16 protein-coding genes are annotated in these 14765 nt (G+C 57.5%); 6 read left to right on the top strand and 10 right to left on the bottom strand.

Annotation, left to right across the window (positions count from 1 at the left end; all coding sequences use genetic code 11):
- Window positions 1-223 precede the first annotated feature (223 nt).
- From NT179_12840 to NT179_12820, 5 genes are all read right to left on the bottom strand, one after another.
- Window positions 224-1240 carry a hypothetical protein gene (locus NT179_12840; protein ID MCX5722896.1) on the bottom strand — a complete coding sequence of 339 codons (1017 nt, stop codon included), beginning with the start codon at window positions 1238-1240 and terminating at the stop codon, window positions 224-226.
- 3 nt (window positions 1241-1243) lie between these two features.
- Window positions 1244-1696 carry a c-type cytochrome gene (locus NT179_12835; protein ID MCX5722895.1) on the bottom strand — a complete coding sequence of 151 codons (453 nt, stop codon included), beginning with the start codon at window positions 1694-1696 and terminating at the stop codon, window positions 1244-1246.
- Window positions 1697-1779: 83 nt separating this feature from the next.
- Entirely contained in the window at window positions 1780-2325 is a 546-nt protein-coding gene (locus tag NT179_12830; protein MCX5722894.1) for a DUF1264 domain-containing protein, read from the bottom strand.
- A gap of 71 nt (window positions 2326-2396) precedes the next feature.
- Window positions 2397-3479 (bottom strand): cytochrome-c peroxidase, encoded by a 1083-nt coding sequence (locus NT179_12825; protein ID MCX5722893.1) that lies wholly within the window; start codon window positions 3477-3479, stop codon window positions 2397-2399.
- A gap of 162 nt (window positions 3480-3641) precedes the next feature.
- On the bottom strand, window positions 3642-4124 hold the full coding sequence (locus NT179_12820; GenBank protein MCX5722892.1) for an EVE domain-containing protein: 483 nt from the start codon (window positions 4122-4124) through the stop codon (window positions 3642-3644).
- An 82-nt stretch (window positions 4125-4206) separates the two neighbouring features.
- On the opposite strand from NT179_12820, the gene NT179_12815 reads away from it, so the two are divergent.
- The 3 genes from NT179_12815 to thrH all read left to right on the top strand — a co-directional run bounded on the left by NT179_12815 (window position 4207) and on the right by thrH (window position 6554).
- On the top strand, window positions 4207-5019 hold the full coding sequence (locus NT179_12815; protein MCX5722891.1) for a YdcF family protein: 813 nt from the start codon (window positions 4207-4209) through the stop codon (window positions 5017-5019).
- Between the two features lie 77 nt (window positions 5020-5096).
- Window positions 5097-5891 carry a YkgJ family cysteine cluster protein gene (locus NT179_12810; GenBank protein MCX5722890.1) on the top strand — a complete coding sequence of 265 codons (795 nt, stop codon included), beginning with the start codon at window positions 5097-5099 and terminating at the stop codon, window positions 5889-5891.
- Between the two features lie 45 nt (window positions 5892-5936).
- Window positions 5937-6554 (top strand): bifunctional phosphoserine phosphatase/homoserine phosphotransferase ThrH, encoded by a 618-nt coding sequence (thrH, locus tag NT179_12805; GenBank protein ID MCX5722889.1) that lies wholly within the window; start codon window positions 5937-5939, stop codon window positions 6552-6554.
- Window positions 6555-6561: 7 nt separating this feature from the next.
- Here the strand turns inward: thrH and recQ are convergent, their stop codons facing one another.
- From recQ to NT179_12780, 5 genes are all read right to left on the bottom strand, one after another.
- The gene (gene recQ / locus NT179_12800) at window positions 6562-8424 is read right to left on the bottom strand and encodes a DNA helicase RecQ (GenBank protein MCX5722888.1); all 1863 of its coding nucleotides are present in this window, start codon (window positions 8422-8424) and stop codon (window positions 6562-6564) included.
- A 186-nt stretch (window positions 8425-8610) separates the two neighbouring features.
- Complete coding sequence (locus NT179_12795) at window positions 8611-10299, bottom strand: alginate export family protein (protein MCX5722887.1); 1689 nt, start codon at window positions 10297-10299, stop codon at window positions 8611-8613.
- Window positions 10300-10591: 292 nt separating this feature from the next.
- The gene (locus NT179_12790; GenBank protein MCX5722886.1) at window positions 10592-10891 is read right to left on the bottom strand and encodes a twin-arginine translocase TatA/TatE family subunit; all 300 of its coding nucleotides are present in this window, start codon (window positions 10889-10891) and stop codon (window positions 10592-10594) included.
- Window positions 10892-10981: 90 nt separating this feature from the next.
- Window positions 10982-11245, bottom strand: a complete 264-nt coding sequence (gene tatA / locus NT179_12785; protein ID MCX5722885.1) for a twin-arginine translocase TatA/TatE family subunit — start codon at window positions 11243-11245, stop codon at window positions 10982-10984.
- 219 nt (window positions 11246-11464) lie between these two features.
- Entirely contained in the window at window positions 11465-12907 is a 1443-nt protein-coding gene (locus NT179_12780) for an SAM-dependent methyltransferase (GenBank protein ID MCX5722884.1), read from the bottom strand.
- Window positions 12908-13053: 146 nt separating this feature from the next.
- Between NT179_12780 and NT179_12775 the strand changes: the two genes are divergently transcribed.
- The 3 genes from NT179_12775 to NT179_12765 all read left to right on the top strand — a co-directional run bounded on the left by NT179_12775 (window position 13054) and on the right by NT179_12765 (window position 14749).
- Entirely contained in the window at window positions 13054-13608 is a 555-nt protein-coding gene (locus NT179_12775; protein MCX5722883.1) for a hypothetical protein, read from the top strand.
- A 92-nt stretch (window positions 13609-13700) separates the two neighbouring features.
- Entirely contained in the window at window positions 13701-14453 is a 753-nt protein-coding gene (locus tag NT179_12770; GenBank protein ID MCX5722882.1) for a glycosyltransferase family 2 protein, read from the top strand.
- The gene (locus NT179_12765; GenBank protein MCX5722881.1) at window positions 14450-14749 is read left to right on the top strand and encodes a lipid-A-disaccharide synthase N-terminal domain-containing protein; all 300 of its coding nucleotides are present in this window, start codon (window positions 14450-14452) and stop codon (window positions 14747-14749) included. Before NT179_12770 ends, NT179_12765 begins: the two co-directional genes overlap by 4 nt.
- The last annotated feature ends 16 nt before the right edge of the window (window positions 14750-14765 follow it).

Raw genomic sequence — 14765 nt, 5'->3', positions numbered from 1 at the left:
TATGGCCACATGAGCACATTCTAGGCCACGCATGAAAACGAGCGATTCCGCGTTGTTAGGCTGTGAGGTGGGTTGCGAAAGAGGCTGTTCCAGACTCTTAATCAGCGGGCCGTAGGTTCAACCCCTACACGGCCCACCAAAACTCCTCTCTACATCCCCTATTCCCCCTCATCCTTCCTTGTGCAGTCCTGGACGGGCTACGACACAAGTCTATTTAGCCTGGCTAGAATCGGTATTGAACGCCAAGTGACGTGTTCGTATTAAAAAAGTCACGTGCTCCGACATTCGATGAGCGCTGACTCCGCTGAAATCCCAGGGTCATCGCCGCTGCCTGATTCACCTCATAGCGCAGCTCCGCAGACCCCTGATGCGTCGTATCAACCACCCCACGATTCGAATCCCCGGCAATCTCACTGGTGAACATTTTCCGCCTATAGGCATAACCAACGGTCAACGACAGGGACGGATTCATCCAGGCCGTGGCCCCCAGTGACGCAAAATGCTGGCGGTAGGAGACATCGTCCTTGAATTGGACCTCCTGCCGCCCGTCCGCTAATCCCCGCTCATAAAGATAGGCCGTCGTCAACCTGAGCCAGGAGTTAAGGGCCCATTCCAGCTGCGGCCCCGACGTCCAGAACGTCGTATCCCGCTCGGCAAACGATTCGTTGAACTGACGGAGGCCGTAGCGGCCCACCAGGGTGGCGGTGAAAAACTCGGTCAGATGGCGCTCCAGTTGCAGCCGCCAGATATGGGACGTCACCCGCTCTTCCTCTTCCAACCGTCGGCCGGTGCGCCGTTCATTGTTCGGACCCAAAAAGAGATTCGGCACATAGCGATAACGGAGCAACAGGGACGTCTCGGAATCAAGCGCCTGCTTCAATTGAATCCGGTAGTTTCCGTGATTGAAAATGGGATTGTCGGTGAAGATAAAACCGTGCGCTTTGAATGAGACTTCGGTCTGACCGAGATTTGTGGGGGTGGAGGTATGGCGAACATCAAGGGAAGGCTCCCAGACGACGTCACTGGGCTTCGTCACCGGCACGATAGCCGGCTGACTGGGGTCTTCACTCAGGCTCAACCGCCTGGCCGACGAATGCTCGAACACGTTGTCAGTGTAGAGGACCTTGGTCTCCACTGTGGCAGACCAGTCCGCCATCGCCTCGCAGGGCGAGAAGAGCTGCGCACTGAATAATAGAAAGAAAAAGCCTCGGAGGATCAACCTGGCGTGAGCCCCTGCCATGGTTCACAGACGACCAAAAGACCTAACGTACAGCAGGACCTGCCAGGCTTCTTCTTCTGTCAGCACAAGCGGAATAAAAGAAGCCATGGCCGTGCCCTTGCTGCCATTCTTCAAAATCCAAAACAATTCCCCGTCGGTTCGAGTGGCTTGCCAGGCCTTATCCGTGAAATTTCTCGGCAGGGGCCCCTTCAAACTCCCCGGTGCAATATCACCTCCCAGCCCTTTCCCATCGGCTCCATGACATGCCTTGCAGAAGGCTTTCCCTTCAAACAACGCTTTCCCCTTCGCAATCATCTCGTCGCTGGGAGGGAACGGATTGGTCACGGCACGGGCCGCTTCGATCTGATCGCGCGGCACACGCGGGCGGAGGATTTCCTGACTTGCGCCCCACGAGAGGGGCACAACTTGGAGGAGCAGCGCGCCAGCCACCACAATAGTCCGAAACAAACTATTCACGCGTCATACCTCCCATAATAGGAGTCCAGAGAAGAGCAGGGAGGATTCCCTCCCTGCTCAGAATGTTCCTCTCCGAAAACTCGCTACTTGTCCGTCTTCTCCGCCTTCCGGTGCTTGTGGCCGACAGACTGCGGATGGCCGACCGTTCCGTTTGGCGCCTTGGCTCCATCCGGCCAGAGGTGGAAGATGATCCCGTCCGTCTGAGCCGCAATCGCGGCCACTTCCTTGGCCTGCGCCTCCGGCATATCGAGAATCTGGACGCGGCCCGTGGCGATCTCGATCTCGTGGTCATGGTAATACTTGTTCCAGGTCTTCAACGGCACATGGGCGCGCGAGACTGATTTAGACACGAAATACTCGACATCCGTGAGCCGCGCATTGGGCTCGGTCGATTCAAATAGCAGACACTGAAAAACCTCTGGTGAGATTCCCTTACAGTAATGGTGATAGGGGCCATGCACCGTGCCGTCTTCAAATTTGTGCGGAGCCATCACATGGATATTGAAACCATCGGCCGGGCCAGGCTTCTTCTCTGCTGCAGGAGCAGCAGCGCTGCCCTGGGCGAAGGCCGTTCCCATTGCGAAGACGAAAACACTTAGCACAGATGCGATACTCAGAGCTCGGATCATGACGACCTCCTAGATTGGGAATGGGACATGCGACTGACTATGGGAGACACAGGATTTCCAAAAGGATTCACCTAATCTTTAGGAATTTTGGGGAGCTGAAACGGAATCGGCTCCCCGGTCAGGGCCTTCAGAAAGGCTAGGAGGTCGGCCTTCTCATCAGCAGTCAGATTGAGCGGCTTGACGAGCGGACTCAGATTCTGATTGGCTCCGCCCCCACCATTGTAAAAGCCCACCACGTCTTCGGGAGTCTTCAATGCCCCGTCGTGCATATAGGGAGCCGTCTCACTCATGCTCCGCAGCGTCGGCGTCTTGAAGGCGCCCTTGTCCTTCTCCGCCTTGGTAACATAGTAACGGCCCAGGTCTTCCTTCAGCGGCCCCACTTGCGGCACGCCAAGATTATGGAACTGATTGTCGGTGAAGTTCGGTCCGTTGTGGCAAAGAATGCAGCGGGCCTTGCCCTTGAACAGAGCCATCCCTCGCACCGCGCGTTCATCCATGGCGCTGGCATCACCGGCCACGTACTTATCGAAGGAAGAATTCGTTGAAATGACGGTACGCTCATAGGCGGCAATCGCCTCGGCAATCCCTTGCAGATTCACCTCAGTCCCGAAGACGGCCCGGAACTGCTGCTGATAGCCCTTGATCTTGCTGAGCTTCCTCACGACGTGCTCGTGCGTCTCTCCCATCTCAATCGGATTCTGGATCGGCCCGATGGCCTGCTCTTCCAGTGAGCGCGCGCGGCCATCCCAGAATTGCACGTGATTGAAGGCCGCGTTGTAGACCGTAGGAGCCTGACGCCCGCCCACGCCACCGTCGATCCCGATGGATGTTTGGCGCGGGTCGGCAAATCCAGTCGCAGGGTTATGACAAAAGGCACAGGAGATCGCGCCACTCTTCGACAAACGGCCGTCAAAGTAGAGCTGCTTGCCGAGCTCGATTTTCGCTTTGTAGCTCAGATTGGTGGAAGGGATCGGAACCGAAGTCGGCAGTGGGCCGATATCCGGAACCGTGACCCCATCGATCGTCACCGTTCCGTGAGGCGCATGGCTGGAGGATGACGCCTGCGCCGACTTCAGATTGTCGAAAATCGACAGGCCTGATGCAGAGACCATCAGCCCGATCAGGCTAGCGAACAACAGACGATTATGTGTCATGACCATTCCTCCAGGACTCACATCAAGCACAATTTCCCTGACTGCGCCGTGCCGAGGATAACATGAGCTGATTCGTTTGGACAGCGAATGACCGGGCCACAGTTGATTGCATCAATCTGTTCACATGACTCGTGAATGGTCACACCAGCACTCGTTATTCCCCTAGCTGTTCTTGGCCCCCGCAAGCTTCAACACCACAGCCCATTCCTCCTCCGTCACAGGCTGAACCGAGAGGCGGGAACCCTTTCGCAACAAAACCATATCTTTCAGTCGCGGCTCCTGCCTCAGCCGATCGAGCGGCAAACTGGCCTTGAAGGTCTGACGATACCGGATATCCACCATGTCCCAGCGTGGAGCGGAGCGTGGACTGGCCGGATCATAGTGATGGTGAGTCTTGTCGAACTGGGTCTCGTCAGGATAGGCAGTCCGCACGACCTCTGCCATGCCCACCACCGCCGGTGGCTCGGCATTACTATGGTAAAACAGCACCTGGTCTCCGACGGCCATCGCACGCATGAAATTGCGGGCCTGATAGTTCCGCACCCCATCCCAACACGTCGTCTGTCCTGAAGCCTGCGCAAGATCCTCGATCGAAAATACGCGCGGCTCCGATTTCATCAGCCAATAATGGCGTCCTTGTGCCATCACGTCACCTCTTCCTGCTTGGTCATTCGGCTCGTTCCCTGTATGCTGCGAGCGATAATTCGTTTCTAACTGAGGTCTGCCAATGGAACTCACTCCATTCTTCTTCGGTCTCTATAAGTTCGTCAAGTATGGACTCTACCCCCTGACCTGGGTCCTGCTGCTCCTCAGCGCAGCCACGGTCCTAGCCCTCCGCCCCTTCTCGCCAACAAACCTGAAGTGGCTGCGCCGACTCGTCATCTCCTCCCTTCTGCTCCTCGTAATGTTGTCCAGTCCATTGGTCGCGACCCTGCTGATCGGCTCGCTTGAATCCTGGCACCGACCGCCACAGCTGACGCCATCCGACCGCTTCGATGCCATCGTGGTCTTGGGGGGAGGCGTCCATGAGAAGGGGGCGCTTCGACCGACCACTGAACTATCTTCCCATTCCAGGGAGCGAGTCACATGTGCCATGGATCTCTACCAACAGGGCTATGCCTCGATATTGGTGCTGACGGGTGGAGATGCGCGCATCTTCGGAAAAGGCCCGGAGGAAGCAGTAGAAATGAAACGATGGGCGCTCCGCCTCGGTCTTCCCGAGTCTGCCGCGATGATCGACTCGGGTTCGAGAAACACCTATGAGAATGCGACTGGGACCAAACGGCTGATCGGACCAGCCTCGATTCTCCTCGTGAGCTCCGCCAGCCATCTGCCACGTGCCGTCCCAGTATTTGCCAAGCAAGGCTTCCAGGTCACGCCGGCCCCCTGCGATTATGTCTCACAGAACCTGCCACGAGAAATCTTGGACGACATCGATCTATTCGACTTCCTGCCGGACGATGATGCGCTGAAACATTCAACCGAAGCGGTCTCAGAAATGGCAGGCCTCGTGATCTATTGGCTGGCAGGGAAACTCTAGCCGGTTGTGCGGTTGACCAGCCAATCAACGCTTCTCTATGATGCCGACAAGAAAACGGCACGAGGCGAAGGGATTGCATGGTCGAACGATTTGAAGTCGCGCTCAACACTCCAGCCGGACGGCTGACCACGGCCATTGATGTGCCGACGGGACTCATCCCCATCACGGCAATTGTCCCGGTCGCTCGCCGCCTGGGTGAGGAAGCCGCACAGCTGGAAGCTCATCAGGCCATCGAGGCAGGCCAGACCATCTCCTGCCGGATGGGTTGCGCCGCCTGCTGCCGCATGCTGGTTCCCCTCTCTCCCCCGGAAGCCTTCTCGCTGCGTGAGTATGTGGAGCAGTTGCCGACCGATCGACGCAGCCTCCTCCTAAACCGCCTCAGCGACACGAAGAACCGGCTGACACAAGCGGGCCTCTGGGATCAGCTCAACGCCGTGGCAGAGGCCTCCAATCCGATACCGGACGAAGCACTCGACCCGATCAACCGGTCGTACTATGCATTGAGAATCCCTTGTCCCTATTTGGAGGACGAGATGTGCTCGATTTACGAGGCGCGCCCCGCCGCCTGCCGTGAGCTCCTCGTCACATCCCCGGCGGAACTCTGCCAGGATCTGGTGCAGAATCCGGTCACGCCCCTGCCGGTCTCGATGAGAATCGGTTCCATCCTGGGACTGGTCTGGGGAACCTTGGCCAACTCTCCCCCTCGACTCATCCCGCTCCCAATGGCCTTAGAATGGGCCGAGCGGCATAAAGAGGAATCCAGACAGACCTGGCCAGGCTCATCCCTCTTGGACCAGGTCCTCGACAATATGTGGCGGTTTCTCAGCCAGGAGTTTACGAACAGGCGCAACACCAGCAGCAAGGGGCGATAGACTCGTCCCTCGTTAATTGTCTACTTGAGAAGGAGAAGCGACGACATGAAGAGCCCCGTCATCGTCTGTTTAGATTTAGAAGGAGTCTTGGTGCCGGAGATCTGGATCAACGTCGCGCTCAAGACCGGCATTGAGGAATTGAAGATCACCACCCGCGAGATGCCGGATTACAATGCCCTGATGAAACGGCGCCTGGCTATTCTGGATGAGCACAAGCTCACCATTCACGATATCCAACAGGTCATCGACAAAATGGGCCCGCTGGAAGGAGCCATCGACTTTGTCTCCTGGATTCGCGAGCGCTGCCAGGTCATCATCCTATCCGACACCTTCTATCAGTTCGCCTATCCCTTGATGCGCCAACTGGGATTCCCGGCGCTCTTCTGCAATCAACTCGAGATCGATCCAGCAGGCCGCATCGTCAACTTCCACATGCGGATGCAGAACCAGAAGAAACATTCAGTGGCGGCCTTCAAGTCTCTCAACTTTCACGTCCTGGCAGCAGGCGATGCCTACAACGACACGGCCATGTTAGGAGAGGCCCACGCGGGGTTCTTCTTCTGTCCGCCGGATCACCTGCCCAAGGAGTTCCCGCAGTTTCCTGTGACAAAGACGTACGGGGAGCTGCAAGCGCGATTCGCAGAGGCGGGGAATCTACCGTAACGGAGAGCTATCTCTCCCCATTCACCACTGCCAGCACCCGCCTGCCATACCGTTCCGCCTTCAGCTCACCGATCCCTGGAACTTCCAACAGGGCAGCAGGCGTCGCAGGCATGTGGCTGGCGATGGCCTTCAAGGTCTTGTCGTGAAAAATCACAAACGGCGCGACATCCTCTTCCTCTGCCAGCTCCGTACGAAGTTTCCGGAGCCGGTCAAACAGTTGTTGGTCCACCGGCGATGCTGGAAGAGCCGCCGTGGCCGCAGCCTTCTCGCGGGATAGCTTCTTCACCGGCGCCTCTCTCTGGCGCTCCTCCACAACGTTCAGCGTGACGGCACCGGCCCCCTGCAAGACCTCCTGCCCTTTGCTTGTCACATCGATCGTGGGATACTCCGCCCCTTCGACCTGAAGATAGCCTGACTCGATCAGCCCCTTCACTAGGCTGGTCACGGATGGCTTCGACAGCGCACGACACATTCCGTACGTAGGACAGCTTTCCCCGCCAAAGGCCAACAACGCTTTCGAGCGGCTGCCCCGGAGAACCTCGACGATACGGCTCACACCGAACCGCCCCCCGCACCAGGACACGGTCGCCAAGACCGCCTTCGCGGAAGCCGCGTCATCGCAGGAAGCCTCCCGCCTCACCTGTTGCACCGGAGCCACACAGCGATCGCAAAGACCGCAGGGGCCCAAGGCCTTCTCTGCTTCATCGCTGAAATAATCGAGAATCGCCAGTTGCCGGCAGGTCGATATGGACACATACCCCAGCATCTCTTGGAGTAGCGTCCTCATCCGCACTGCTCGGTCTGAGCCTTCCGGGTCCTTTGCCGCCAGTTGAATGAAATATTCCTGCGTGGCCAGATCCCGCTCATGGAACAACAAGACGCAGGCCGCCGGCTGTCCATCGCGGCCGGCCCGCCCGACCTCTTGATAATAGGCCTCCACACTTCCAGGAATATCGAAATGGACGACCAGCCGGACATCCGACTTATCGATCCCCATGCCGAAGGCATTGGTCGCAGCTAAAATCCTCACAGTCCCACGGCGGAAGTCGTGATGCACGAGCTGCCGTTCCTCATCCGAGAGACCTGCATGGTAGTAGCCGACCGATTGATGAGACTGTCCCAGCCAATCCGCGACCTCTTCGGTCGCCCGACGCGTGGCGCAATAGACCAGGATCGTGCCCTTCTCCCTCTCGCGAACCAACCGCTCCAACGTCGCCAGCTTCTCCTGGCGGGACTGACAGAGACGGACGGACAGGGCAAGATTGGGCCGGCGGAAGCCTGTGACCAACCGGAGCGGATCGCGGAGGGACAGACGCTTGCAAAGATCGATTTGCACGCGGGTCGTGGCAGTGGCGGTCAGGGCAAGACAGGGAGGATTGGTCAATTCCTGGCGGAGGCGGCCGATCTTGAGATAATCAGGCCTGAAATCGTGCCCCCATTGGGAGATGCAATGGGCTTCATCGACCACCAGCAAGGAGACCCAGAGACTGCGCAGGAGCTGGAGAAATTCATCATGCTGCATCCGTTCAGGCGCCAGATAGAGCAACTGAAGCCGCTTCTGATGGAGATCCTGAATTACCCGGTGCTTCTCAGAGCCTGTGAGGCCAGAGTGAAACGCCGCCGCTTTGATCCCTCGCTGTTTTAGGCTAGCCACCTGATCTTGCATCAGGGCAATGAGGGGAGAAATCACCAGGGTCAACCCCGGCAAGATGGTCGCAGGCAGCTGATAACACAGGGATTTCCCCTGTCCTGTGGGCATGACCGTCATGGCGTCACGCCCGGCCAGCACGGCGCGAATGACCTCTTCTTGGCCAGGCCGAAACGTCGCAAAGCCGAACCGTTCGCTAAGTTGTTTAGTTAAATCGTCCACTGGAAGTTGATTGGAAAAGCGATGGTGATGGATCGTAGGACCGGTTTGAGTATAGACGACTAACGGAGCATCGGCAACCAACGACAAGGCAAAAAGAAGCCCCGCCGGGGGTCTCCCGGCGGGGCTTTCTTTTTTGAGCAGGGCCGGGAGATCCTCCCGGCCCTGCTTATACTGTTCGAGTTCTTCTTAGAAATTCACCCAGAGCTGCGCATAGGCCCAATCCTGGCCTCTGCTCGTGCCCAGGTTCTCCGCGATATAGCCGCCAGCAAAGAGGTGGCCATAGGCAGCCTGGAAGGCCAGCTTGCCATCCATGAACATGTGCGTGTAGGCCACGTCCAATTCGTCACCGATGTGCGTCTTGGTGTTCCCCACCTTCGAATAGACATAGGCGCCCTGGCTGCCACGGTACCAGTTGTCTTCCTTGTTGGCCAGGTTCAGGCTGGTCGCCCAAATCTCGATATGGTCATCCTTGGTCGGCCTTGCTTGGAAGTTGATCGAAGGGCTCATCATGTTCTTCCAGGCTTGGACGTCCATGTAACCCATGTGGATGTGGTTCGTCGGGAACAAGTTCTCAAACGTATTTGCACTCTTACAAGTCCCTTGTAAGCCGGCGCCGCACTGCGCACGTCCATCGCCCGAGGCATAGTCGAAGTTGAAAGCCAACCGTGGCTTCCAGGATGACTGGTAATGGGTATAGCCGATCCAGTTTCTGGTGGCCCAGGCGTTAATATGCAGGTTCCGCTTACCGTCGGTGTTCTGGTCGGCAACTGCATTCATCTGATCACCCATTGAACCAAACTGGTAGACCAATTCGTTGGTCGCATCGAAATTGCCCTTGCGCATTTCGATCCTGTTACCAACCGTATGGCGGATCTGATTGGAATGCTTCGCCGTTCCAATGCCCGCCCCAGCATTGACCTGGGTTCCTGCATTATTGTTGAAGACTGCACTATTAGCATACAAAATGTAATAGGGCTCGATCAGGAATCCGGGGACAGACTTGATCTGATTGTAGAAAATGAACATATTGGCATCGCCACTCGAACCGCCGCCATTGGCGGCGCCAACCGTGTTCGTCTGGACCGAACCAGTCGGTGCCCCCTGATTCATGTCCCCTTCCGAGGTACGGAACCAGCCGAGGTAGGTGTCAAAGGACTTGGTGCTGTAATTCAACATGATACCGTCATGGGAGAATCCCGTATTGGCCCAATCGAAGTGGCCAAACAGGGAGTGGTTGCCGAACACGATGTATTGGCGACCAGCCTTCACGCTCAAACCCTGCACGCCCGCAAAATTGCGGACCAGCATGTAGGCTGCCCGCACGCCCACGGTGCCGTGGTTCAAGGAGGGATCAGCCGCGCCCCCGTTTGCTCCGGCAGCGGTGCCGTTGCCGGTAGCACTGTTGGTGCCCCAGGTGGACGAATTGATGAGCTCCATGTAGAAGTTCACATCCGGCGACACATCGTAGCCGATACCCAACCGGGTCATCTGCTGCGTGAACTGATCGTTTTGCTGTCCTTTGGTTCCATTCGCAGTCGTGTTCGTGTTTCTGGCGTTACAGGCACCGGCTGTACCGCTCATGTTGCTGCCGAAGCAGGTGTTGTTCCGCATTTCCGGCCTCACGCGCAGATCGGCGCGGAGCCAGAAGTTCTTGAGGTCGAAATTCTTGCCGATCTTGGGATCGTAGAGTTCGTAGGCTTCCTTCTGCGGGATCGCGCGAGGAATGGCCGGCACGTTGGTGATCTTCTCACCTTCCGGCAATTCAAACGCGGCTTGGGCCGGGGCCGTCACGAATGACATGCCCGTGGCCATGACGGCCGCACTGAAGAAGGTGGCCATACCGGCCCACCCCATCCGTCCCTGGATACTTCTCATAGCGTTCCTCCTGTTGATTGGATAACAGCCGCCACCGGTGCACGTTCCGGCGCTGCGCTGCCGACTTGACATCCAACTGCCTGCACGGTCATTGACTCACTCTCTTTCATCACTGCTCTGGCCTGAAAAACCGTTGTGCCCACGGCTCCCCATCCTTCCTCAACCTGCATTAACCTACTCTAACTTTGCCTAATCTGCCCTAACCCGATGATTATGACAAGTATTTTTTTAATTTTGACTCAGTCTCTTAGCCGTCCACCCATCACTGATCACTTCTCACTCATCACTTCTTCTAAGATTGGCCCGACTGGTTCGTCAGCCCCGTGCCCTGTTCGGCTTTTTGTCCGGCAGAATTGATCTGCTCCTCTGCGTCTTTAATCGAGGATTGAAAGTCCTGCTCGACCATCTTCACTTCCTGCTGGATCATGTTCAGTTCCGGCTCCACCGACTTACGCAGGTCTTCCGCCGTTTCCTTGAAGCCCTTCACCGCTTTCCCGACCTGGCGACCGACTTCAGGCAGCTGCTTGGGGCCGAACAGCAAGAATGCAATCACCAGAATAATGAGAATTTCGCCGGCGCCCAATCCGAACATGTTGCAATCCCGTGATGGGTAAGAGGTGAGGGGTGATCAGTGGCCGCTGTTGAGATTCTACCCTCACACGCATCACGGTTCACTGCGGCTCTAGCCCTGCTTGATCTGCTGCGCTGCTTCAACCGGGGCCGCCGTCTGCTGGGCCGCTTGTGCGATCTGAGTCGGCTGCGCCTCCGGCGCATCGGACGGAGGAGGCGTCACGTCGATGGCATCAGCCTCGTGGATGCTCTTCTTGAATCCTTTAATCGCCTTCCCGAGCCCTTCACCCAACTGCGGAATCTTGCCGGCGCCAAAAATGATCAACACAATGACCAGAATCAGCACTAATTCCATCCATCCGAATGATCCAAACATCAGTGCCTCGTAATACGTGTTGCGTGATTAGGTAATGCGCGAGACCGACGGACAGCGCTCGCTGCTCGCCCTTCCAGACCGTCTCGCTGCATTGAGATTACTTCCACTCGTTTTTCCGGCCAAAGAGAGGAGCCACTCCCCGAACGGGGGGAAGGCTATAGAAGAACAAATGATTAGTCAAGTAGAAACTCAGAGAGAACGCAGTCTTCCACACAAGGATCAGCGAGGGCTGACGAAAGCGTGAAAGTAATCGACCGGACTCGGCGGCGCGGTGAGGGCAATCATGAACGACTGGGGATCGTAGCCGATGTCTTCGAGATCCTTCGAGGCCAGCGTCAACTCTTCTTCTGTCAGATAGGCGACGGTGTCAGGAATACCGGTCGGCTTTAGCGCCGACACGAGCGCCTGAAGCACGTCGCGCTCCTCCGGCGGCATCTCCAGCGGAATCGGAAAATCCAGACGGCGCGCATAGGGACTGCTGTAGGTCTCGGTCAAGGCACGGAGCGTCTTGAGCATCAGACGGTCCTGCTCCCAGGGCGCCATTCTCGTGCCGGCGGAGGGATGGGTGGCGATGAGATCCATGAGGGTCAAGACATTGGTCCCTAAACTGCGCCCCACGAACTCCCGCTGGCTTTCGATGGTCATCGGGCCTGCTTCCAATTGTTTGGCCACCGCTTCCGCCAACGCGAAGTTGACCATGAAACTCTGCTGGCCGCCGAATTGGCCGTAGCAGGGCTTCTCCGGATCGTTCAGCACGTCCATGTCCGCCGTGCCCGCGTCGAAACTGCTGAAGCCGATCGCATCACGCGCCAACAGGCGCTTGGCTTCCTTGATCGTGGCATAGGCCCCCATATTCACGGGAACCACCACTTGCTCATCGATACGCTTGAGAAACTCCGTGATCGTCTTCCGGTAGGGGACCTCTTTCCATTCGACCGTCCGATATTCCCGCTCCCACACCAAATCGTCGAGAAACGGAGGGAACCCCTTGAGCGTCTCTACATCCATGGAGTCGAACGCGCGAACAAAGGTCGCCCAATCGGAAATTTTCGCGTGCAGGGCTTCGCTCAAATTCGGCCGCAGAAACTCTTCTTCAATCTCGTTCGCCTGGCGCGACATGAGCTTCGTCGGGAGATCGTTCCACAGTTCGTTGCAGATGATACGATCCACGCTCCCATCCGCCACACCTTCGAGCCGATCCACGGTCCCTCGATGGGTCGAGACCTGGCCCCGGTGGGGCGCGAGCAATGGATGGGCCAATGCTGCATCGAGCACCGACTGCTCCCAATCGACCAACACATAGCGGACGCGGGGATAGATCGTTCCGTCTGTATCGAGAACTTTCAGATGGCTCAAAAAACAAGCGGCAAGGTTGCCGTTGCCGGGGCCCCATTCCATAACCGTCAGAGATGGAAGCGAACTCCCCTCGCCTGACGTTTGACGTTTGACGTTTGACGCTTTGTCGCGCTTCACAACTTTTTCGAAGTAGTCTGCCGCAAGGGCATGGGCGAGCCGATAGTCGGCCGAGGCAAAGGTTTGGTAGAAACTACGGATCTGATCGCCCCGGAAGCGATAGAAGAGCGTATTGATATGGACTTGCCATTGATCGACCGGCTTATAGTCGCCGATGAGCTGCGGTAAGGCGTCTGCGTCTTGCAACATAATAGAATCCTGGTTGGAGCCCATGAGCTGGGCGAGAAGCGCGGATTCTAGCAGATGGCGGGAAACAGCCGCAACGGGCGCTCCTTGACCACAACGGCCTCCCCTTCTCCTTGACAGCTCCCATCGACCGGTGTACGAAAACAACCATGCCTGTCTTTTTCATCGCGCTCTGTATAGTCTTCTGTAACCTAGCGGGAACCGCCGCCCAGGCGGCGGAGCTGCCGATCACCAAGAATCCTCCCATTCCTGATTTCCAGAACCGCCCCCAAGACGCCATTCCCTACGACTTCGATGCCCCTCCGCAGGGTCTCTTCCTCTCCATTACAATGGCGGAAGGATTCGACGAGGAGCTCGGCTTTCGCCGTACGCACGAAATCGTGCCGGTCAAACCGACTGACCGGTTCCGCCCCGACACTCCAACCATCTTCATCGTCTTTCACCTCCACCAGCATTATCAGGGGTTCCAGGTGTTCGGACGGCTCTTCCCGGAAACGGTGGCAGGCCTCGACCCGGCCTTGATGATCGGACAAGATGCCATGCACATCGCGCTGGAAGACGAAAGCGGCTACCTCACCCTCTCCCCTCCGCAAACCAGATGGCAGCCCGGCCGATACAGAGTGGAAATTCACGTGGGAGAAGAGATCAACGAGATGAGCTTGATGGGCACGATGCGGTTTACGATTCTGGCGGAACAACCGTAGGGCGCCACAGCGTTTGACGCTCCCTCCATCATTCTGTAGAATGCCCGCGTGATTCTGTGGCTCCCCTTCTGCGTCAGGAATATCGACCCCTCATGACCGTGCCATCCCATCCATGGGCTTCCGTCATCGTCCCCATCAAGGATGAGCGAGACAATCTCGCTCCCTTGACGGAGCAATTGCTCAAGGCCCTGGAGGCCTGCGATGAATCACGCTCGGCGCCCTTTGAAATCCTTTTCATCGACGACGGCAGCACAGACGGCAGTTCGGACCTGCTCGATCGGCTCGCCGCGGACCATCCATCGGTACGGGTCTTTCATTTCGATCGCAATTATGGACAATCGTCGGCCTTCGACGCGGGATTCAAACGCTCGACCGGCGATCTGGTTATCACGATCGACGGCGACCTCCAGAACGACCCGGCCGACATCGGCACCTTGCTGCCCTACACAAAGACCTTCGACCTCGTGTGCGGGTGGCGAACCAACCGGCATGACAGCCTCGTCAGAACTCTGTCGTCGAAAATTGCCAACGCGGTGCGTAGCGCGGTCACGGGCGACCAGGTTCACGACACCGGCTGCTCGCTGAAGATCTTCCGCCGTGCCGTCGTGGACAGGCTCCAGCTCTTCAACGGCATGCATCGCTTTTTCCCGGCCCTGGCGCTGATGCATGGGTTTACGGTCACCGAAGTGCCGGTGCGCCATTACGCTCGCAAGCACGGCCAGTCGAAATACGGTCTCGGCAACCGCCTCTTCAAAAGCCTCTACGACCTCATCGCCGTGCGCTGGATGCAGGGACGGGTCCTGAAGTACCGCATCGCAACAGGCAAGGGATCTGATCGCCCATGAGCATCGAACATATCTGGCTCGCCATCGGGTTCCTCGGACAAGGGCTCTTCTTCGGCCGCTGGGTCATCCAATGGATTGCCTCCGAACGAAAAGCGGAGAGCCAGGTCCCGATCGCCTTTTGGTATATGAGCTTGATCGGAGGACTCATCACCCTGGCCTATGCGATCTATCGAAAAGATCCGGTCTTCATTGCAGGCCAGAGCGTCGGAGCCGTGGTCTATATTCGCAACCTGGTTCTCATCGCTCGTGCCAGCCAGGCGAAACCTCCCGCAGGCCAGTCCTCTCCACAATCATGACCGCCCGAGACTAACG

It is taken from the genome of Nitrospirota bacterium, assembly GCA_026387665.1.
GTDB lineage: Bacteria > Nitrospirota > Nitrospiria > Nitrospirales > Nitrospiraceae > Palsa-1315.
Note: the sequence above shows the minus strand (reverse complement) of the source record. Positions and strands in the feature narration are given on the sequence as shown.